The following is a 19,212-nucleotide window of genomic DNA, read 5'->3' on the forward strand; positions in this document are numbered from 1 at the left end:
CGTGAGGACGCGCGACCGCCACTCCGGCAGCGCAGGTCCTCCCGCCACGTTCCGGTGCACTTGTTCAGCTGTTCGGCGTGGTGGAAGGGCAGGTGATCACCGTGTTCCTCGGGGCCGGCCGCGAGCTGTTCAGCTCGACCGTGGCGCCACCGTTCGGGCTGCGAGAGGAGCTGTCGCAACTGATCCTGAGCCTGCCCGCGATCGTGTGCTGGGCGTGGGCGGCCCGTACGTCGAACACCGCGGTGCTGGCTCGCCGTCGGTACCGGTTGGATGGGCTCGGTCGGGTCGACAGCGACCGGCGGGGGTGACGTCATCAACGAGGTCGGGACGATCCCGACAGCGCGGAGGCACGCCAACGACGAAGCGCGAACGCTGCTCGACCTGGCGCCGCCGCCGGCGTCGGTCGTCGCCAGTGTGCTGCTGGTCCGGCCGGGTTCGCTGGACCCTCGACATCCCGTGCTGATGGACAGACGCAGGCATCAGTGGTGGCGGACCGACGGTGCCTCGCCGCCGGGTGAGCGATGACAGCCTCACTGGCGCGCGCAGATGCGCCGGCGCTGACCGGTCGTCCGGCACCGCTGCGGATGCTGTGGATCACCGCCGCCCTGGGTGCCTGCTTCCTCCTCATCCAGTGGGGGCTGCGGGACGCTCCACTGTTGTGGTTCGCCGCGTTGCGGGCGCTGCTCGGTGGTGCCGCTCTGGCCGCCGTCGCCCTCTGGCAGCGGCGACCGTTGCCACCCGCCGGTGGTGCGTGGGTCAAGATCGTCGTCCTCGGGGTGGTCAACGTCAGCCTCGCGTTCGCGGCCATGTTCGCCGGCGTCGCCGGGTTGGCCACCGGTGTTGCCGCCGTGCTGGCCAACGCCCAGCCGTTGCTCATCCTGCTGCCCGGGTGGTGGCTCTTCCGGGAACGGATCACGGCACGGACGGGGATGGCGCTGCTGGTCGGGTCCGGCGGGCTCCTGATGGTCGCGCTACCCGGTGGAGGCGGTTCCGGGGCGCTGCTGTCGCTGCTCGCGGCCGTGGCAGTGACCACGGGCACGTTGATCGTACGCACCCTGGGTGGCCTCGATGTCGTGGTGACCAGCGCGGCTCACCTCCTCGTCGGTGGGCTGGTGCTCGCCGGGGCCGCCCTCGCCGTGGAAGGTCCTCCCGACATCTCGTGGACCCCCCGGTTCGTCCTCGTGCTCTCGTTCCTCGGACTGGTGGCCACCGCAGCAACCACGCTGGCCTGGTTCGTGGAGGCACAACGGTCGGCGTTGTCCTCGCTGACGATGTGGATGTTCTTGATTCCCGTGTTCGGCCTGCTGCTCGGCATGGTGGTGCTCGGTGAACGACCAGGTCCATGGACGGGCGTCGGCATCGCTCTGGTGCTGGTCGCCATGCTGCTGGCGCTCACCCAGCAACCCGTTCCCGGTGCCGGGCCTCCGGGTGTGCTGTGCGCAGCGTGCCGGCCCGACGCCACGACGACCGAGGACGCGCACTGACCTGACGTGACCGAGCTCATCACCCTCGGACGCACCCTGCGTCGCCGGGCCGGCGACGTCCTGGTGGGCCGCTCGGGCACGAGCCAGGATCTCTGACGCGACCCAGAGCTGGGCCGCAGCCTCGGTAGTCGTACCGCCGGTTCAACACTGCCCTCGAGCTTCGGTGTCGTGCGCCCCGTGGGCTGGGGCGCCCGGTTCGGGAGCAGCGTGGTTGCCGACGCCGGACCGAGGGTTCGCACTCGTGACCACGCAGCAGAACGACGACCAGGTCGGTCAGGCTGACGTCCCGACGAAGCAAGAGTCGAAGTCACGTCCGAGGCAGGGGCAGATCAGACCGTGTGGATCCCGATGGCCGTCGCACCTCCCCACGTTCCGGCTGGGACGTTCATCACCAGTTCGAGGCTGCACCTCGGTGACAGGCGTGGGGGAGGTGAACGTCTCGACGGTGCTCCGTGTTGTCCCTGGATCCGGCACGAGCCGCACGTCGAGCCAGCAGACGGACGGGGTAGGGCCGAACCGCCATCCTCGGCGGACTCGAGCAGCCCTCCGCCGGCCGCCGTCAATACCGGTGTCGATGGTTCTCCGATTGCACGCGGTCGTCCGGTCGGGAACCGGCGCCCCGACCGCGGCGGCGCCGGCGGCGCTCGGACTCAGCACGCGGGCGACCAGGACGACGTGACGAGCCCGCTCCGCCCCACCGGCGACCCAGGCCGCAGCATCACCCGCGGGCGCGACCGGCCAGCCCCAGCAACCGTGCCCCGCCCGGGACCACGCCCAGCACCGCCCGGGCGAGGGCGTCACGGACCCGGTCGTGGGCAGGTGGGGTCGCGACGGCTCGGCGCAGGTCGCGCAGGCCCAGCCTGGACCACCCGGCGGCGACCGCGGCGTCAGCCACCCCTGCGACCGCCCGGTCGGGATCCAGGACGGCGAGGGCCAGCGCCGTTGCGCTGTGCGCCCCGTCCACCCAGACGCCCATCGCCAGCACCTCCGGGCTGGGTCGCAGCCCCGAGAGCACACCCTGGGTCAGCTGACGGACCCCCAGGATGCGGGTCACGACGACGCCAGGGGTGTCCACCCGTGCACCCGTCGCCCCGAGGACACGGGCGGGGGCAGCCAGGAGCAGGACACCCCACCCGATCCGGCCGAGCTCGAGACGCCGGGACCGCGCGCTCGGCCGGGTCACGGGCGCATCGAGCTGCTGGACGGTGCTTCCGCGAGCCGGGTGGCGGTCTCCAGCACCAGGGCGTGCACGAAGGCCTGGGGCAGGTTCCCGCGGAGCTGGCGCTGGCTGATGTCGTACTCCTCGGAGAACAGTCCGGGCGGTCCGCACGCGGCCCGGTTGCGCTCGAAGAACCGCATGGCGCTCAGGTCGTTGCCCTGGTGGTGCTCGGCCAGGGCCATCATGAACCCGCACAGCAGGAACGCGCCCTCGGCGTCGCCGAGATCGCGCTGGTCGTGGCGGAACCGGTACACGTAGTGGTCGTCGCACAGGGTGTCCTGGACTGCGCGCAGGGTGGCCCGGCTGCGGGGATCGTCGGCGGGCAGGGCGCCGCGCACCGGCGGCAGCAGCAGCGACGCGTCCAGCCCCGGGTCGTCGGGGGCTCGTTGCCAGTACCCGTCGGGATGCAGGCTGGTCCGCGCGGTGTCGGCCAGGATGATGTCGGCCAGGGTGGCGCACTCGGCGAGGTCGGCCCCGGCCGACGGCATGGCCGCGACGGCGCGCAACCCGGCCACGCACGCCAGCCGCGACTGGGTCCACCTCCGGTTGTCGAGCTCCCAGATCCCGGCCTCGGGATCGTTGTGCCGGGCGGCGATGGCCTGCACAGCGGTGTGCACCGCCCGGTGCCCGTCGGCATCGAGCCGGTCGACGCGGGCCGCGGCCGCCATCAGCTGCAGGGCCTCCCCGAACGCGTCCAGCTGGAACTGCTGGTTGACCCAGTTGCCGGTCTTGTCGCTGCCTCCGGGGTAGCCGCGGAGGTCGAGGGTCTGCTCGTCGGGAACAGCGCCACCGGTGACGGTGTAGGCGGGCTTCAGCTGCGGTCCATCCTCCAGCAGGCGCGCCGAGACGAACCCGACCGCCGCGTCGAGCAGCTCGGGTGCGCCTGCGCTGGCGGCGGCCATCCCCGCGTAGGACTGGTCACGGATCCAGGCGTAGCGGTAGTCGTAGTTGCCGCCCCGCCCGGCTCGTTCGGGCAGGCTCATGGTGGCGGCGGCGACCATGCCACCACCCGCGCTGGTCAAGCCGCGCAGCACCGCGTAGGAGTGGCGCGCGTCGCGCGGGGCGAGGGAGGACCCCAGCTCGGGGACGCTGCGCGACCACGCCGCCTCGGTCGCCGACCACGCCGTGTCGGGATCGACCAGCTCCTCCGGGAGCGACTGCGCGGAGGCTTCGAACACCAGGTCGTGGTGCGTGCCCGCCGGCACGGTCAGCTCCAGCACCAGCAGCTCCCCGTGGGGGTGGGTGCTGGTCCGCGGGTGGGCGGCCTCGACCCCGGCGCAGCGCCAGTGCAGGTTGCCGCTGTGCCCGCTCCACACCCCGGCGTCCTGGTGCAGCTTCCCTGGGCCGTGCCGCCCGAACCCGGGGCGCGGTTGCAGCACCACCCGCACCTGGGCGTCACCCCGCACGGCCGTGATGCGACGCAGCAGCACCACCCTGTCGGGGTCACCGGGGAAGGCGAGGGCCTCGCGGCACTCGATGATGCCGTCGTCGGTGATCCACCGGGACCGCCAGATGAGGCCACCCTGCTCGTAGGAGCCACCCCAGGTGTGGTGCACGTCCTGGGGGGTGACGGCGAAGGTGCCACTGCCACCGATCAGGGAGGAGAACACTGCCTCGGAGCTCCACCGGGGAGCGCACATCCAGGCGATGTCGCCCTGCGGTCCGACGAGGGCACCCCGCTCACCGTCGGCGAGCAGCGCGTACTGCCGCAGGACGTGCGGGGGGAACATCGCCTCGACGTCGACCTTGTCCGCCGTCGCCATCAGCTCTCGCTCCGTCGGTTGCTGAGCAGGTCGGCGGCGCGGGCGGCGACGGCCATGATCGTCAGGGCAGGGTTGGCGCTGCCCTGGGTGGGCAGGACGCTGCCGTCGGTGATGTAGAGGTTGTCCACGGCGAAGCTGCGGCAGCTGGCGTCGACGACGCCGTGGTGCTCGTCGTTGGCCATGCGGGCTCCACCGACCAGGTGCGCGGCGCGGTCGATGGTCATGACCTCGCTGGCCCCGGCGGCGTGCAGAAGGTCCTCCATGACCGACTGCGCGGCTCTCATCAGGGCCTTGTCGTTGTCGCACTGGGTGTAGGAGAACTCCGCGACGGGCAGGCCGTGGCGGTCGGTCTGCTCGGCGAGGGTGACGCGGTTCTCGGCCTGGGGCAGGAACTCGCACAGCGCACCGAGGGTCGACCAGTGCACGTAGTCGCTCATGTACTCGCGCAGGTCGGCGCCCCAGTGACCCTGCGCGGAGACGTGCTCGGCCCAGGTGATCGGCAGCGGGGAGACGGTCTGGATGGAGAAGCCGCGCTTGTAGCCCTTGCTGGGGTCGGTCTCGTAGAACGCCTCGGTGCTCACCTCCGGCGGCGGGGCCTTGTACATGCGGATCTCCTCGTCGAAGCGTCCGGCGGTCTGGGGTGCTCCCTGCACCATCAGGTAGCGCCCGACCTGGTCGTGCTCGTTGCACAGCCCGTCCGGGAAGCGGTTCGTCGCGGAGTTCAGCAGCAGGCGCGGGGTCTCGATGGAGTAGCCGGCCACCGCCACCATGCGGGCCCGTTGGAAGTGCTCGACACCGCCACGCACGTAGTGCACCCCGGTGGCGCGCCCGCTGTTCTCGTCGATGCCGATGCGGGTGACCATGCTGTCGGCCCGCACCTCGGCCCCGTGGGCGAGCGCGTCGGGAATGTGGGTGATCAGCGGCGACGCCTTGGCGTTCACCTTGCACCCCTGCAGGCAGAAGCCGCGGTAGATGCAGTGCGCGCGGTTGCCGAAGCGGCCGTTGGTGATCGCCACCGGGCCGACCTTCGCGGTGATGCCCAGCTTCTCCGCGCCGCGGAGGAACATCTGGCCGTTGCCGCCGACGGGGTGCGGGCGGTGCGGGTAGGTGTGCGGGTCTCCCCACGGCCAGTCCTGCCCGGCCACCGGCAGCTCCCCCTCGATGTCGGCGTAGTAGCGGCGCAGGTCGGAGTACTCGATCGGCCAGTCCACACCGACCCCGTCCTGGCTGCGGGTGCGGAAGTCGCTGGGGTGGAAGCGCGGGACGTAGCCGGCGTAGTGCACCATCGAGCCACCCACTCCACGCCCGGAGTTGTTGGAGCCCAGCGGAACCGGGTCGGAGCCGCTGATGACGCGGGGCTCGGTCCAGTACAGGTGGTGCGAGCCGGCCTCGTCGGAGACCCAGTCGGAGTCGGGGTCCCAGAACGGACCGGCGTCGAGGGCGGCGACGGTCCACCCGGCCCGGGCCAGGCGTTGGGCCATCACCGACCCGCCGGCTCCGCAGCCCACGATGACCAGGTCGATCTCGTCGGTGTCGGCGAAGCGGCGCATGTCGGTGCGCAGCTGGTGGTTGGTGCGGGTGCCGTCGTTGGGCAGCAGCCACGCGGAGTCGTTGCGGTCGCGGACGTCGTTGCTCATGAGCTGGCCTTCCTGGCCGGGTCCTGCGTGGGGCGGGCGTCGCGGACCTCGCCCTTCTCCACCGTGTTGATGCCGAGGTTCTTGTAGCCGCGCGGGTAGGCCGGGCCGGAGAAGCCGATCTCGTTCCAGGCCCAGGGGTGGGAGTAGAAGGCGGTGCACGCGTAGCGGGTCCACAGGCTCCACACGTGCGCGGCGCTGCGCCCGTGCCAGGTCTGCGAGCCCAGCTCCTGTACCGACGCCACGAGCACCGCCTGCTCGCCACGGGTGCAGACGGCGAAGCCTGCGTCGAACCGGTCCTGGGCGTCGGAGTCGAGGTGGGCGAGGGACTCGCGCCACGCCTGGTCGTCGTGGGGCATGTCCTCGTAGCGCCAGCCGTCGGTCTGCATCTCGGTCAGGCGGGCATCGATGAGCTGCGCGACCGGCACCTTGGGGTCCTCGTGCTGGTTCAGCAGCTGGTCCACCAGGGCCTCGGCGACCGCGAACTCCTTCGGGGTGAAGAAGCGGACGTCGGGGGGAAAGCTCAACCGCGACAGCACGACTCCGGCCGTCACCTGGTCCCAGTGGCCAGAGTTCTGAAGAACGTCGAACCCGGGGAAGCGGTGCTGCGCCCCCCCAGGGGTGGTAGGACGGGCGCTCACTGCTCGCGCCGCAGCACGGCCGCGAGCAGGCCCATGCCCCCCACCATCGTCACCAGCAGGGGCGCCATCAGCGGGGGGCCCATCTCCATGTTGTAGCGGAAGTCCGACCACCCGCCGGGCTTCTGCGCGATGCCCCGACCGTGCAGGTAGGTGCCCTGGATCCCGTTGGCCACGATCACCGCCGACGCCAGGGGCAGCGCGGTCTTCGCCATGCGCTCGCTGAAGAACCCCGCCACCCCCGCGACGGCACCGACCGGACCCAGAGCCACCGGGACGTACATCATCTTGTTCCCGAAGCTGGCGCTGTCGTGCTCGAAGAAGATCTCCACCGCGGTGACCAGCGACCCCACTGCCGTCAGCGCGGCGAGGCTGCGCTCGAAGCGACCGGTCCGCACGTTGCGCACCATCCGGTCGATGCCGTGCTCCACCCCGTCTGCCGTGTCCCGTGCTGCCATGGTCGCCTCCGGTGATCGCTGCTGGTGGGTTCGGTCCGCGTCCGGCGCACTCTATCCGCAACGGTTGCGACTACGCAATGATTGGTCGCGACCCAGCGCGACCCAGCGCGACCCAGCGCGACCCCCCGTGGGCAGGTCGGGGCCGGGTGGTCGTGAGTGGCAACGGCCCATCCGTGCAGTGGTGCCCCCGGGCCGCCAGGGGAGCGTCCCGTCGGTGAGCCCTCGGGTCACGTGTCGACCATGCGCAACGATTGCGCCAGCGCAGTGCTATGTTGCCGATATGTCTGGTCCTCCCTCTCGGCCTCGCCGGGCGAGCACAGCCGCGCGCCGCACGGAGGAGGTGGATGCGGTGATGCTCGCTGCTCGCGCCCTCGTGGCCGTGGCCGCCCGCTCCGTCGTCGAGGTCGAGGCGATCGTCTCGATGTCCCAGCTGCGGATCCTGGTGCTGGTGGCCACTCGCAAGCAGGTGAACCTGGGTTCGGTCGCCACCGAGCTGGGTGTGCATCCCTCCAACGCCTCCCGCGCGTGCGACCGACTGGTGGAGGCCGGGTTGCTGCAACGGCGGGACTCCACGGCCGACCGGCGCAACCTCGTCCTCGAGCTCAGTCTCCGGGGCGAGGCGCTCGTGAGGTCGGTCGTGGAGAACCGGCGGGCGGCGATGCAGGCGATTCTGTCCAAGATGAGCACGCAGGACCGCGTGGAGCTGACCCCGGCCCTGCGGGCCTTCGCCGCCGCGGCGGGCGAGAACCCTGCCGACGCCGGCGATGCACGGCTCTGGCTCACCTAGCCCGGACTGCTCTGGTGCCCCACGGGGCACCCTGCTCGACCGTGCACTCTCAGTGCGGCCGGGCGTGGCGTGCGCCGACGGCGCCGGCCACTGCGAAGGCTGCGGCGATGGCAGCATCCAGCAGCGCAGCCGGTCGGCGACGGGTGTCGACGGCGGCGAGTGCGAGCATGCTGGCTGCGTGCAGCCCGTCGACGCCTGCGCCGACGCCCAGCACCGCTGGAGTGGGTGAGCGCATCAGGAGGCCGGCCTGGAGCACCTGCCGCGCGGCGAGGACCCGGGCGACCACCTCGGCGCGGTGGTCCAGGGGCTTGCGGAGGATCCGGTCGGCCACCAGCCCAGGGGCAGCCAGCTGCAGCAGCCCCCACCCGGCGCGGACCACCTGCAGCACCTTCACCGGCGCGCCAGGGCCACACCCACGGCGGCGGCGGCTGCCCCCGCGACCGCCCCGATCACACCGTGGTGCTGGGACAGCCACAGCTGCTCGCTGCGCGAGACGGCCTTGTCGTCGAAGGCACCGTGGGCGCCGTAGTCCTTGCCGTCCGGGCCGTCGGCGGGCTCCCAGAGGTTGACGGCCTGTTCGGGGGAGCGGTCCTGGTCGGTCTGCTGGGAGCTGTACCCGGTGCGGGCGAGGTAGCGGTCGAGCAGGCCGGGGGCGATGGCGTTGGCGACGAGGGTGCCCATCGTGCTGGCTCCGACCCAGTACTCGCGCCGCTGAGGGTGGTCGGCGGCGTGCAGCACACCCCGGGCGGCAACCTCGGGCTGGTAGATCGGGGGCACGGGCTGCGCTCGCTTGGGCATCCGGTTGAGCACCCAGGAGAACTGGGGGGTGTTCACCGCGGGCATCTGCACCATGGTGACGTGGACGTTGGACTTGTCGTGCAGCAGCTCGCAGCGCAGCGCCTCGTGGAAGCCCTGGATCGCGTGCTTGGACCCGCAGTAGGCGGTCTGCAAGGGGATGCCGCGGTAGGCCAGCGCGGACCCCACCTGCACGATGGTCCCCTTGTCGCGAGGGGTCATCCGCTTGAGGGCGGCCATGGTGGCGTAGACGAAGCCGAGGTAGTTGACCTCGGTCACCCGCTTGTACTCCTCGGGCGTGATCTTCTCGAACGGGGAGAACACCGAGGTGAACGCCACGTTCACCCAGACGTCGATGGGGCCGAGCTCGTTCTCGACGCGCTCGGCAGCGGCCTCCACCTGGGCGGGGTCGGCGACGTCGGTGGGCACGACCAGGGCCCGGCCGCCACCGGCCTCCACGTCGCGGGCGGCACCGGCCAGACCGGCCTCGCCGCGGGCGAGCAGCGCGACCGAGGCGCCGCGGGCGCCGAACGCGGCGGCAGTGGCGCGGCCGATGCCACCGCTGGCTCCGGTGACGACGACGACCTGTCCGTGCGGGGGGGTGCTCATCGGTACGTGCTCCTCAGGAGGTGGGATCGGGAAGGGGCGTGGTGCTCGGGTCAGGAAAGTGGTGGGGGAGTGGGCACCCGTCCGCCGGTCAGATGCCGGCGGCGTTGGCGTAGAACTGCTGGTCCTCGCGCCACCCCCCCATGCCCATGCCCACCTGGTCGATGTCGTGGACGAGCTCGATCCCGACCACCCACTTGACCATCTTGAAGCCGAGCTGGGTCTCGACCCGCAGCCGTACCGGGGCGCCGTGGGCGACCGGCAGCGGCTCACCGTTCATCTCCAGGGCGAGGATGGTCTGGGGCTGCTGAGCCAGGTGGATCGGGATGGAGCCGTAGAAGAATCCGTACCGACCCTCGGCCTCGGTCAGGCCCTTGTCGTCCATCGCGTAGAACACGATGTGGCGGGCCTCGGCGGTCGGCCGGACGTGCGCGAGGACATCGGCCATCGGCACCCCGGCCCACTGGGCCACCGCCGTCCAGCCCTGGATGCAGTTGTGCTTGACGGTCTGGCTGGTCTCACCCAGGCCCCGCAGCTCCTCCAAGGAGAGGGTGGTGGGGTTCTCCACCAGGCCGCCGACGGCCAGCCGGTAGTCCCGGAACTCGGTGGTGACCATCTGGTCGTAGTCCTCGCCGACCGGGGGGTAGCCGTTGACCCGGTGGTAGGGCGAGATGTCGGTGGCTGCGAGGTGCTGCCGCGACGTGAGCGAGCGGGAGATGACCTTCTCGAAGGGGTTGACCACGAACCCGAGCAGGCGTTGCGTCCTGCGCCGGTACCGCAGGGAGAACCAGGTGATGACGACGTGGAACAGCAGGACCAGGAACAACCCGGCCAGCCCGACCCCGACCGTGAGGGCGCGGCTACCGTGCCCGGCCAGCACGATGAGCACGAACTCGTCGGGCAGGTTGTGCACGATCACCATGAACACGTGCAGCACGGTGAACGCTGCGAACGCGCACAACCCCAGGAAGTGCACGCTCCGCGCGCCCTGCTTCCCACCGAACAGCTTCCCGAACCACGGGAAGCGGGCGAGCACGGTCGGGGACATCGCCGCACCAGAGGCGATCTGCAGCGGGGCCAGCACGAAGATGAGCAGGAAGTAGGTCAGCTTCTGGGCGGCCTCGAACGGCTCACCCGGAATCCTCGGCGGAATCTGGAAGCTCAGGTAGGTGCCCACCGCACGGAGCGAGTCCGGAACGATCGACCAGTGGGTGGGGACGAGGTAGTGCCAGTAGCCGGTGGCGAACACGAGCACGACGTACACCAGCCCGGTGAGGATCCAGAACTGGACCGTCATGAAGTGCCAGTGACGCCCCAACCCCAGGTTCTTGCGACCCGGCAGCGCCACCACCGGCGACCAGGACTCCTCCTCGTCCAGGCTGGACCACGGCTTGCGTGAGTCCGCCCCGTACATCTTCTTCGAGAACCGTGCCCATTCCCGCCCCGGCGGACAGTTGTCGTCCCAGTACAGCTTCGGGAACGCGGAGAGGACCTCCAGGCCCGATCGCATCAGCAGCAGCAGGAAGAACAGGTTCAGGAAGTGGGTCACCACCACCCACCACGGGAAGAACGACGGCACCGCAACCTCCTCGTCCGGGCACCGGTCCGTGATCCGCGGCCCCGCGTGCTGACGCCCGCACCGACTCGATCGAGCCGCAATGGTTGCGCCATCGCACAGTGTGCCACACACTGTTCGAGACGCGGGAACGAGACCGCGGTCGTGGACGGCGGAGAGGACAACGGCATGACGCACCACCGCAGCACTGGCCCGACCGCGGTGCAGCAGGACCCGCTCAGCGCCGACGCCCGGCTCACGCAGCTGCGGGCGGACCTGCTGGGCGGGTTCGGTCAGGGCGCTGACACCGAGCAGGTCCAGGCGCACACCCGCGACCGCCCACCGGCGGACGCCGCACCCCCGCTGTTCGAACGGGCACGAACGGCGACGACGGAGGCCCCGATGACCTACGGCGGGGGATCCGGCGGCCGGCGCGTCCGCTCATCACCCAAGGCTGCGCTGGGTGGGTTCCTCCTCGGGGTGCTGCTGACCCTGCGCCTGCGGCGGTCCGCCTCGTGACCCCACCACCCTCGGGCCAGCAGCTCGAGATCACCCACGGCGACCAGCGGGCCACGATCGTCGAGGTCGGGGGCGGGGTTCGCACCTACACCGCCGGCGGCAGGGACGTGCTGCACCCCTACGACCTGGACGCCATGTGCGACGGGGCGCACGGCGCCCCACTGATCCCCTGGCCCAACCGCCTGGCTGACGGGCGCTACACCTTCGACGGCAAGGACCACCAGGTCGCGCTCACCGAACCCGACAAGCACAACGCGATCCACGGTCTGCTGCGCTGGCGCTCCTGGCAAGCCACCGAGCGCGCCGCCGACCGGGTCGTGATGGCCACCGTCCTGCACCCCATGCTCGGGTACCCGTTCACCCTCGCCGTGCAGGTCGAGTACGCCCTTGGTGCGCACGGCCTGAGCGTGGTCACCACGGCCACCAACGTCGGTGACACCCCCTGCCCCTACGGACACGGCCAGCACCCCTACCTCTCACCCGGACGGGGCACCATCGACGCCTGCACGCTGCAGCTCAGCGCAGACACCCGGATCCTGACCGACCGGCAACGGCAGCTGCCCATCGGCAGCGAACCCGTTGCCCGCACCCCCTTCGACTTCACGACCCCGCGACAGCTGAAGAACCTCGAGGTCGACTCCGCGTTCACCGGGCTGGGTCGCGACGCCGAGGGGAAGGCCTGGGTGAGGCTGACCGGCACCGATGGCGCCACCGCCGCGCTGTGGGTGGACGAGACCTATCCCATCCTCGAGCTCTACACCGCAGACACCTTGGCGCCGGCGCGCCGTCGCACCGGTCTCGGTGCCGAACCCATGACCTGCCCGCCCAACGCGTTCCAGACCGGCCAGCACGTCATCCGGTTGGACCCTGGACAGTCGCAGACCACGACGTGGGGTGCGAACCTGAGCTGAGGTCGCTCGACCTCGGCCTCCCCGTGGGCGCGGGGGCTGTCACTGTCGGTCGGCTGCTCCTCCGTCAGCGGCTGTGCACCGGCGGCGCTCTCGTGAGGCCTCGGCCAGGTACCGGAAGTGCACGTCCTGAGCAGAGGGGACCGGGACGGTCACCGAGCGGGTGCCGTCGTCCTGGGTGCGAGGCCGGTGGGGTTCTGCCCACCGAGAGCTGCACGATGGTCTGCGGGGTGGGCGTGTCGTGGTGTGCTCACCCCGCGGCGCCCTCCAGGACGGCAGCGGCCATGCACCCCTCCGACCCGGGTGCGGGGGGTCAGGCGGGCAGCGAGTACCCGATGACGGTGTTGAGCACGACGGCGACGGTCAGGTACATCAGCCACACCCCGGTGACGGTGTGGAAGAAGCCGATGGCGCGGACCGCGACGGGGCCGACCTGCAGGGCCACGAAGAGCTCGGCGAGGTAGACCAGGAACAGGCCGGTGAACAGCAGTCCGACCGGCCACGCACCCCCGTGGTAGAACACGAACGCACCTAGCGCACTGAGCACCATGAATGCCACCGACATGCCCGCGTTCGGCCGGTCGTCGTTGCCGCGGTAGCGGTTCCAGCCCAGCACGAACCAGTGGATGCCGTAGGCGCTGAACGCCAGCGCAGCCATGTAGAGGGCCTTGTCGTTGGTGAACACCGGGAACCAGGTCAACCCGACGAACAAGATGACCCCGGTGACGAGCTGGCAGAACCCGGCCAGCCAGATGCCCCAGAAGCCGGCGGCTCGGTCGACGGCCGCGTCTCGCGGCGGGAAGCCGAGCAGCTCCATGGGCCCCCAGACGAGGTAGCCCGTCCCGAGCCCGAAGAACCCCAGGGCCAGGGGCGGGAACATCGACGTCACGAACACGGCAGCCTCCTCGCGGGCCCGTGCGGGCGGCTTTCGCCCGGGCACCACCTCAGGTGTACGACGGTTGTCGCGCCCACACAAATCGGAGCGGCACTTCAGGCGCGGGTGTTGGCCTGGCCGACCATGAAGTGCGCTTCCGCAGCCCCTTCCGCAGCCGCAGCCGCAGCCGCAGCCGCAGCCGCAGCCGCAGCCGCAGCAGCTGCGGTGGCGGTGGGGACCCTTGGGCGGCTGACGGCTCGCACCGGGTCGGGATGGGCGATGTCGCAGGTCACACGGCCCGGAGGGACCTTTCCCGGCGTGTACGTTGATCTTGTTGAGACCTCAGCCAGACCCGGACCACGTTCGTCCTCGCGGACTCGTGGGAGCACTTGCTCTGAGCCCGGGCGTGATCGGTGACCTTCCCCTGGGGAGTCACCTTGAACACCAGCTTGATCACCACCGCACCTGTCCGTGTCCTGGTCGTGGACGGTTGGGAGGTCTACCGCCGCGGGGTCGTGCAGTCCCTCGTCCACGACGACACCGTTGACGTCGTGGGCGAGGCGGGCACCGTTGCCGAGGCCGACGTGCTCGTGCGGTCGCTGCAGCCGGACGTCGTGCTGCTCGACGCCCGCCTGCCCGATGGCAGCGGGGTCGAGCTGTGTCGCCGCTTCCAGGCGACCGCGCCGGCCACCCACTGGCTGTTCCTCACCTCCGACGGGGTGGGCATGGTCGGGGCGGCTGATGCCGGCGCCATCGGGCACCTGTCCAAGGACGTGCACCGCGTGGAGCTGGTCGCGGCGGTGCTGCGCGCGGCGTCGGGAGGGTCGTGGGACCCGGTGTGCGGCGGTGTCCACACCGTTGCCGAGGTGGTCACTGCGCTCGAGGTGGCCGTGGCGTCGCTGACGGGGAGGGAGTCGGCGGTGCTGCGGCTGATCACCGAGGGGATGACGAACCGGCAGATCGGGGCGGAGCTGGTCCTGTCGGAGAAGACGGTGAAGAACTACGTCTCCTTGGTCCTGTCCAAGCTGGGGGTGGCCCGGCGAACCCAGGCCGCGGTCCTGGGGGCCGACGCCCGCCAGCTGCTGCTCGCCACCGCCGGCTAGCCAGCCCGACCAGCGCACCGACGGGCGGGCCTGCTCCGGCCGCCAAGGCGGGGGCGGGTGTTGTCGGCCCAGGTCGTGGTGCCTCGGTCGACGGGCAGGGCGGCCCCGAGGACGAGGACGCCGAGGACCCCGAGGTCGAGGACGACTCCGGTGGCGGCGGAGGGGCCTGCCCACAGCAGCACGGGTGTCGAGGTGAGGGCGGCGAGCAGGGCGAGGGTGCGCCAGGTGCGCAGCCGGGCCTCGAGCAGGGCCCCGGCGCTGATGTAGGCCAGGCCGGCGACCACGGATAGTCCGGCGGTGACCACACCGGTGACCGACCCGGTCTCGGGGTGCAGCCCGGCGTCGTGCAGGGGGCCGGGCTGGGCAGTGCTCCAGAGCAGGCCCACCGCGGCCAGGTGGGCGGTGCCGAGCAGGACCAGGGTGGTCGCGGAGGCGGTGACGACGATTCGCCACCGTGGGGTGAGGACGGGCCGGAGGGTCGCTGGGTCGGGGGTGGGGTTGGTGCCCCGCAGCGTCACCGTCGGTGTGGTGGTCATGGGGTGCGCGATGGGGTGGTGAGGTAGCGGGTGGGGTCGCTACCGGCGCGGGTACCGCTGGCGATCCAGGCGGCGAACCCGGTGGGGGTGGCGTTGTGGTGGTGCTGCAGCTGGGTGAGGGTGGTCTGCCATGCGCGGCCGAGGTCCGGGTCGCTCCAGCGGGCCAGCGACGATGCCTCGGGACTCGGGGGCAGCACGAGCAGCGACCCGGAGGGGGTTGGTGGGCCGGTAGGGGTGTCGGGTCGGGGGCGGGCGGCGTGCACCTCGTGGCCGACGACGGCAACGGTGGCGCCGAGCAGCAGCAGCGGGAAGACCGCCCCCGGCCCCCACAGCACCAGGATGGTGAGCCCGGCCAGGACGCCGGCGGTCACGGCCAGCACGTCCCGTCCGTGGCTCACAGCCCGGACCGGGTCGAGGTCGACGTGGTGGTGGCCATGGGTGCTCCTTGGCTCGGTGTGTCGTGCGGGGTTGGGGCCGTGACGGAGCCACGTGGCTGCCGGGCAAGGGGGGTGGCCCAGCGGGGCGGGGCTCAGCGGGGGCCGGCGGGGTCAGGCTCCTCAGGGGGTGATGTGCAGGAGGTTGTGGACGTGGGTGACGCCGGGGGTGGAGTAGGCGGCGTCGTCGGTCTGGCGGTACTCGGTCCAGGAGCTGACGTGGCCGGTGAGCTCGATCGTGGTGCCCTCGGTGGTGACGGTGATGGTGCGGGCGTCGGTGGTGGCGTTGCGCTGGAGGGTGGTGGTGATGTGGGCGGTGGCCTTCTCGGCGATGAACGGCTGGTCGGGGGTGAGGGTGACGAGGGTGCGGACCCCGGTGACTCCGGCGATGGCTTCCACGGCGAGGACCGCGGCCTGGCGTTGGTAGTGCCAGGTGGTGGTGCCGGTGAGGGTGATCCAGTGGTTGGTCACCTCGGCGTTGATGTTGTCGGCGCCCGGGGAGTGGGTGAGGGCCGTGGTGGCGTCGCGGGCGAGGTCGGTGTCCGGGCGTGTCCCGTGGGGGTGCTTGACGACGATCTCGTCGAGGATCTCGGACGTCAGCTGGTGGGCGGTGGGGTGCGGGGGCCGGGTCATGGGTCCACCGTGGTCCGGGGGGATGGTGGACGGCAGTGCCGTGCGGTCCCTTCCGGGGGTCCACAGGTCCCGTTCCGGGCGTTCACCGCCCAGCGGTGACCTGCTGGGGGTCCGAGGACCCTGGCCGGGGCGACCGCACGCCAGCCACCGTCGGTGCACCGTGGAGGGGGTCCCGACCCGGGGACGGATGTCCGGGGTGTCGGGGCCGTGGATCGGGGTCTTCGTGGGGATCGTGCTGAGCCTGGTCGACGGCCGGCGACCACCCCCGACCCGCTCATGCCGATGCGGTCCGGCGAACCACCGGGCGGCGGGGGAAACGCCTACTCCGTGACGGTCCACCCGCCCCAGTCGTGGCGTGGGGGCACGGGCATGTAGAGGGTGTTGCCGAGGTGGTCCCGGGCCGGTCGGTGGGCTCGGATGTCGTGCACGAGCCGGTACTCCATTGGTCCGGTCCGGCCGGGCAGCACGACCCGCGCGGGCCACGAACCGTTCTCCACGCGCCGCCACGTGTGCCCGTGTGCCGGCCCGCAGTAGGCCTTCGCCCACCCCGTGCCGGCGGTGGACCCCTTCCGCGGGCGATCAACGGCCGGGGCGTCAGCATCGGTGCCCGGCCGGGAAACGTCGAGGATCGTCACGACGCGCTCGACCTCCGACGGTGTCGCACAGGCTGGGTGCGGCGACCGAGAGCCTCGCCGAGGGGCTGGGGGGCCACGACATCGCGGCAACCGGTGGGCATGAACCAAGCCTGGTCGCGGCGTGGGGGAGCGGGTCAGGGGCCAACGTCCCGGACACACGGGACCACAGGGCAGTCACCCACCCCGGCAACCGCCCGAACTGAGGCACGTGGTCGACACCGAGGTCGCGCTCCAGAGTGCGGAGGGGCGTCAGGGCCTCGCCCCGTTGCCGTGGAACGAGCGGCCCGCGACGAGCTCGTGCTGCTGGTCGCCCTTCGGGCGCGGTGGGTCATCGCGGTTGTGGGCTGTCGGTGGTGGCGTTCGCCTGGGGGTGTGGGCGAGCCCGGCTCGGAGGCTGTGTTGCTCGTTGCGGAGAGCGGGCCGTGGACGGTGGTCGTGGTCCGTGCAACCCTTCGGGGGACCCCGACGACCGTGCAGGGCTGAGCGAGAGCGGCGGCACCTCATGGCGCACCCCCCGAACGACGGCACGCCCGGGCACGACGGACCGGAGCCCGGCAACGCCGAGGTCGAGCCCGTGGAGCGGACCGAGCAGGATGCTGCGCAGGAGCAGGGTGAGGACGACGACCTGCGGGCGGCGACGGCGGGGCTTGCGGCCCTGGCGTCGGGCCGGATGAGCCTGCCGGCGCTGCTGACGCGGGTGGCGGAGTTCGCGGTGCGGGCCATCCCCGGTGCTGACGGTGCCGGGCTGACCCTTCTGGAGGCGGGCAAGGCCGACACCATCGTGGCCACGGCGGAGTTCGTGCGGGCGGTCGACGCCATCCAGTACGGGCTCGGTGAAGGCCCGTGCATCCTGGCCGCCGCGAGCGGGGCCACCGTGCGGTCGGGGGCCTTGGGTTCGGACCCGACGTGGCCCCGGTTCGGGCCCCGGGTGAGCCACCTCGGGGTGCACAGCGCCCTGTCCCTGCCCCTGGTCGGGTCGGAGGGGGTGCTGGGGGCGATGAACATCTACGCCCACCGCCCCGACGCCTTCGACGACCGGGCCGCCGAGCTCGGCGAGCTGTACGCGGTGCCGGCGGCGATCTCGGTGCAGAACGCGCAGGTCCTCGCCCAGGCCCTGGCCCTGGCCGCGCAGCTGGAGACCGCCCTGCGCAGCCGGTCGGTCATCGACCAGGCCATCGGGGTGCTCATGGCCCGCTCCGGGTACAACCCTGCCCAAGCCTTCGCCCGGCTGCGGGCGATGAGCCAGCAGGAGAATCGCAGGCTGGCGGTCATCGCGCAGGGCATCGTCGAGCAGGCCGCCAGCCGGGCCCGCGCCCAGCACACCGACGACTGACCACCCCCAAGCCTGACCACCCCCAAGCCTGACCACCCCCACGTACTGAGCACCTCGCTGGCTGAGCCCCGTCACCCCGGGTTCACCCCTGCGCACCCCTGGTGGGTGGTCGGGCGTACCGTCGCGGTCCTGAGTCCGGTGGTGCGGGTACCGACCCGCACCGGGACTCGTACCTTGCATCCCGCGGTCTGCCGGGTGCGGGGACCAGGCACCACGATCACGGCGTCGTCGGAGCGTCTCCCGAGGTTCCTCGTGGATCTCTCCCGTGCCCTGGCCAACGAGCTGGCCGTGCTGACCGGAGCCCTGGACGACCCCGAGGTCGACCTGCAGGAGCTGGTGCACCGTCTGGGTGCAGTGGTCGGGGTGTCGGTGTCCTCGTTCCAGGGGCTGCGCCTGACCGTGGTCGTCGACGGGTACCCGTTCACCCTCACCGCCATGGGTCGAGGCGCCGGTGGCACCGGCCCGGTGGTCGGGGCGTCGGTCCTCATCGCCTTGGCCACGGCGACCCGGCCGGGTCCCCGCAGCAGCGTGGTGTTCTACGCGGGCACGCCCGGGGCGTTCGTCGACCTCGCCGCGGACGCCGCCCGGCAGGACCCAACACCGGGGGCGGTGATCCTGGACGCCCACCTCGATGATCCTGACGGGGAGCACCCGGTGTCGGGTTCGTCGGGGTGGGCGGAGATCTCGGTGATCAACCAGGCCCTCGGGGTGGTCATGGGTGGGGGGCGCACCCTGGCGCAGGCCCGGGTGGTCCTGGACGCCCGGGCGGCGGTGTCCGGGCTCGGCATCGTGGTGACCGCGGCGGCGGTGGTGGCCGCGGCGGCGACCGCGCCCCGGAATTCACCACACGACGTCGACGGCGGCGGGGGTTCTGACCGTGCGGACCTCGACGACGACGACCCCGACGGGGTCGTCGCGGGACAGAGCCCGGACCCGCGTTGATGGGGTGCTCGTCCTCTTGCGCGGCACCATCGATCTGGCCACCCCGGTCGGACGTGGTGGGTTGCTCTGGTGAGGTCATCTCGCGACGAGATGATCGACATCGGAGGGTGTCGCAGCACCGGTGCCTCACGGGCGACCCAGCGACCGCGTCGCCTGGTCCTCCCGGGGGTGACCGTTGCACGACGGGCTGCCTCGCGGGCGTGGTGCGAGCAGCGTCAACCGCCCCCGATCCGAGTCGTGAGGGCCGGACGTCCACCGGCCCCGTCCGGCCGCAGAAGAACCGCCCGGAGGCCGTAGCTGTGCTCGGTCGGCCTCGGCACCCGCGGAGTCCGTGCCCACGGTCCCGTCGGCCGGGG

The 19,212-nt window shown here is 71.9% G+C and carries 21 protein-coding genes; 8 read left to right on the plus strand and 13 right to left on the minus strand.

All coding sequences use genetic code 11. The features are described from left to right. Positions 1-92: 92 nt before the first annotated feature. Both RHODO2019_RS06080 and RHODO2019_RS06085 read left to right on the plus strand, forming a co-directional pair. Positions 93-308 (plus strand): hypothetical protein, encoded by a 216-nt coding sequence (locus tag RHODO2019_RS06080; RefSeq protein WP_265384102.1) that lies wholly within the window; start codon positions 93-95, stop codon positions 306-308. A gap of 213 nt (positions 309-521) precedes the next feature. Further along, entirely contained in the window at positions 522-1,484 is a 963-nt protein-coding gene (locus tag RHODO2019_RS06085; RefSeq protein WP_265384103.1) for a DMT family transporter, read from the plus strand. 718 nt (positions 1,485-2,202) lie between these two features. Here the strand turns inward: RHODO2019_RS06085 and RHODO2019_RS06090 are convergent. From RHODO2019_RS06090 to RHODO2019_RS06110, 5 genes are all read right to left on the minus strand, one after another. Next, positions 2,203-2,667, minus strand: a complete 465-nt coding sequence (locus RHODO2019_RS06090) for a hypothetical protein (RefSeq protein WP_265384104.1) — start codon at positions 2,665-2,667, stop codon at positions 2,203-2,205. Beyond that, on the minus strand, positions 2,664-4,466 hold the full coding sequence (locus tag RHODO2019_RS06095) for a glycoside hydrolase family 15 protein (RefSeq protein ID WP_265384105.1): 1,803 nt from the start codon (positions 4,464-4,466) through the stop codon (positions 2,664-2,666). Before RHODO2019_RS06095 ends, RHODO2019_RS06090 begins: the two co-directional genes overlap by 4 nt. After that, positions 4,466-6,103 carry a GMC family oxidoreductase gene (locus RHODO2019_RS06100; RefSeq protein ID WP_265384106.1) on the minus strand — a complete coding sequence of 546 codons (1,638 nt, stop codon included), beginning with the start codon at positions 6,101-6,103 and terminating at the stop codon, positions 4,466-4,468. The genes RHODO2019_RS06095 and RHODO2019_RS06100 overlap by 1 nt, the downstream gene beginning before the upstream one ends. Beyond that, positions 6,100-6,627 carry a gluconate 2-dehydrogenase subunit 3 family protein gene (locus RHODO2019_RS06105; protein ID WP_265384107.1) on the minus strand — a complete coding sequence of 176 codons (528 nt, stop codon included), beginning with the start codon at positions 6,625-6,627 and terminating at the stop codon, positions 6,100-6,102. Before RHODO2019_RS06105 ends, RHODO2019_RS06100 begins: the two co-directional genes overlap by 4 nt. Positions 6,628-6,737: 110 nt before the next feature. Beyond that, complete coding sequence (locus RHODO2019_RS06110; RefSeq protein WP_265384108.1) at positions 6,738-7,196, minus strand: hypothetical protein; 459 nt, start codon at positions 7,194-7,196, stop codon at positions 6,738-6,740. Positions 7,197-7,548: 352 nt separating this feature from the next. Between RHODO2019_RS06110 and RHODO2019_RS06115 the strand changes: the two genes are divergently transcribed. Further along, positions 7,549-7,983, plus strand: a complete 435-nt coding sequence (locus tag RHODO2019_RS06115; RefSeq protein ID WP_265384646.1) for a MarR family transcriptional regulator — start codon at positions 7,549-7,551, stop codon at positions 7,981-7,983. Between the two features lie 49 nt (positions 7,984-8,032). Here RHODO2019_RS06115 and RHODO2019_RS06120 read toward each other — a convergent pair whose 3' ends face one another. The 3 genes from RHODO2019_RS06120 to RHODO2019_RS06130 all read right to left on the minus strand — a co-directional run bounded on the left by RHODO2019_RS06120 (position 8,033) and on the right by RHODO2019_RS06130 (position 10,963). Beyond that, positions 8,033-8,377, minus strand: coding sequence for a hypothetical protein (locus tag RHODO2019_RS06120; RefSeq protein ID WP_265384109.1), 345 nt, complete (start codon positions 8,375-8,377; stop codon positions 8,033-8,035). Continuing rightward, positions 8,374-9,387: an SDR family oxidoreductase gene (locus RHODO2019_RS06125; RefSeq protein WP_265384110.1), complete on the minus strand. Its 1,014-nt coding sequence runs from the start codon at positions 9,385-9,387 to the stop codon at positions 8,374-8,376. The genes RHODO2019_RS06120 and RHODO2019_RS06125 overlap by 4 nt, the downstream gene beginning before the upstream one ends. 88 nt (positions 9,388-9,475) lie before the next feature. Next, positions 9,476-10,963, minus strand: coding sequence for a molybdopterin-dependent oxidoreductase (locus RHODO2019_RS06130; protein WP_265384111.1), 1,488 nt, complete (start codon positions 10,961-10,963; stop codon positions 9,476-9,478). Positions 10,964-11,128: 165 nt separating this feature from the next. On the opposite strand from RHODO2019_RS06130, the gene RHODO2019_RS06135 reads away from it, so the two are divergent. Together RHODO2019_RS06135 and RHODO2019_RS06140 are read left to right on the plus strand one after the other, a co-directional pair. Further along, a complete protein-coding gene (locus RHODO2019_RS06135) occupies positions 11,129-11,458 on the plus strand; it encodes a hypothetical protein (protein WP_265384112.1) in 330 nt (109 codons plus the stop codon). Continuing rightward, positions 11,455-12,369 carry an aldose 1-epimerase family protein gene (locus RHODO2019_RS06140; protein ID WP_265384113.1) on the plus strand — a complete coding sequence of 305 codons (915 nt, stop codon included), beginning with the start codon at positions 11,455-11,457 and terminating at the stop codon, positions 12,367-12,369. Before RHODO2019_RS06135 ends, RHODO2019_RS06140 begins: the two co-directional genes overlap by 4 nt. A gap of 310 nt (positions 12,370-12,679) precedes the next feature. On the opposite strand, the gene RHODO2019_RS06145 is transcribed toward RHODO2019_RS06140, so the two are convergent. Continuing rightward, positions 12,680-13,261 carry a hypothetical protein gene (locus RHODO2019_RS06145; protein WP_265384114.1) on the minus strand — a complete coding sequence of 194 codons (582 nt, stop codon included), beginning with the start codon at positions 13,259-13,261 and terminating at the stop codon, positions 12,680-12,682. 416 nt (positions 13,262-13,677) lie between these two features. Between RHODO2019_RS06145 and RHODO2019_RS06150 the strand changes: the two genes are divergently transcribed. Continuing rightward, positions 13,678-14,343, plus strand: coding sequence for a LuxR C-terminal-related transcriptional regulator (locus RHODO2019_RS06150; protein WP_265384115.1), 666 nt, complete (start codon positions 13,678-13,680; stop codon positions 14,341-14,343). Here the strand turns inward: RHODO2019_RS06150 and RHODO2019_RS06155 are convergent. The 4 genes from RHODO2019_RS06155 to RHODO2019_RS06170 all read right to left on the minus strand — a co-directional run bounded on the left by RHODO2019_RS06155 (position 14,340) and on the right by RHODO2019_RS06170 (position 16,581). After that, positions 14,340-14,879 carry a hypothetical protein gene (locus RHODO2019_RS06155; RefSeq protein WP_265384116.1) on the minus strand — a complete coding sequence of 180 codons (540 nt, stop codon included), beginning with the start codon at positions 14,877-14,879 and terminating at the stop codon, positions 14,340-14,342. The two genes, RHODO2019_RS06150 and RHODO2019_RS06155, sit on opposite strands and share 4 nt — an antisense overlap. Further along, positions 14,876-15,277: a hypothetical protein gene (locus tag RHODO2019_RS06160; RefSeq protein ID WP_265384117.1), complete on the minus strand. Its 402-nt coding sequence runs from the start codon at positions 15,275-15,277 to the stop codon at positions 14,876-14,878. Before RHODO2019_RS06160 ends, RHODO2019_RS06155 begins: the two co-directional genes overlap by 4 nt. A gap of 159 nt (positions 15,278-15,436) precedes the next feature. Beyond that, complete coding sequence (locus RHODO2019_RS06165; RefSeq protein ID WP_265384118.1) at positions 15,437-15,946, minus strand: BON domain-containing protein; 510 nt, start codon at positions 15,944-15,946, stop codon at positions 15,437-15,439. Between the two features lie 320 nt (positions 15,947-16,266). Continuing rightward, a complete protein-coding gene (locus RHODO2019_RS06170; RefSeq protein WP_265384119.1) occupies positions 16,267-16,581 on the minus strand; it encodes a hypothetical protein in 315 nt (104 codons plus the stop codon). A 502-nt stretch (positions 16,582-17,083) separates the two neighbouring features. On the opposite strand from RHODO2019_RS06170, the gene RHODO2019_RS06175 reads away from it, so the two are divergent. Continuing rightward, positions 17,084-17,914 (plus strand): GAF and ANTAR domain-containing protein, encoded by an 831-nt coding sequence (locus RHODO2019_RS06175; RefSeq protein ID WP_265384120.1) that lies wholly within the window; start codon positions 17,084-17,086, stop codon positions 17,912-17,914. A 252-nt stretch (positions 17,915-18,166) separates the two neighbouring features. After that, the gene (locus RHODO2019_RS06180) at positions 18,167-18,856 is read left to right on the plus strand and encodes a hypothetical protein (protein WP_265384121.1); all 690 of its coding nucleotides are present in this window, start codon (positions 18,167-18,169) and stop codon (positions 18,854-18,856) included. Positions 18,857-19,212 lie beyond the last annotated feature (356 nt).

It is taken from the genome of Rhodococcus antarcticus, from assembly GCF_026153295.1.
Classification (GTDB): Bacteria; Actinomycetota; Actinomycetes; order Mycobacteriales; family Mycobacteriaceae; genus Rhodococcus_D; species Rhodococcus_D antarcticus.

Bases quoted from the DNA above. Each gene is read 5' to 3' on its own strand.
- RHODO2019_RS06085 (WP_265384103.1), top strand. From the start codon at position 522: ATGACAGCCTCACTGGCGCGCGCAGATGCGCCGGCGCTGACCGGTCGT.
- RHODO2019_RS06095 (WP_265384105.1), bottom strand. From the start codon at position 4,466: ATGGCGACGGCGGACAAGGTCGACGTCGAGGCGATGTTCCCCCCGCAC.
- RHODO2019_RS06100 (WP_265384106.1), bottom strand. From the start codon at position 6,103: ATGAGCAACGACGTCCGCGACCGCAACGACTCCGCGTGGCTGCTGCCC.
- RHODO2019_RS06110 (WP_265384108.1), bottom strand. From the start codon at position 7,196: ATGGCAGCACGGGACACGGCAGACGGGGTGGAGCACGGCATCGACCGG.
- RHODO2019_RS06115 (WP_265384646.1), top strand. From the start codon at position 7,549: ATGCTCGCTGCTCGCGCCCTCGTGGCCGTGGCCGCCCGCTCCGTCGTC.
- RHODO2019_RS06125 (WP_265384110.1), bottom strand. From the start codon at position 9,387: ATGAGCACCCCCCCGCACGGACAGGTCGTCGTCGTCACCGGAGCCAGC.
- RHODO2019_RS06135 (WP_265384112.1), top strand. From the start codon at position 11,129: ATGACGCACCACCGCAGCACTGGCCCGACCGCGGTGCAGCAGGACCCG.
- RHODO2019_RS06155 (WP_265384116.1), bottom strand. From the start codon at position 14,879: ATGACCACCACACCGACGGTGACGCTGCGGGGCACCAACCCCACCCCC.
- RHODO2019_RS06165 (WP_265384118.1), bottom strand. From the start codon at position 15,946: ATGACCCGGCCCCCGCACCCCACCGCCCACCAGCTGACGTCCGAGATC.
- RHODO2019_RS06175 (WP_265384120.1), top strand. From the start codon at position 17,084: ATGGCGCACCCCCCGAACGACGGCACGCCCGGGCACGACGGACCGGAG.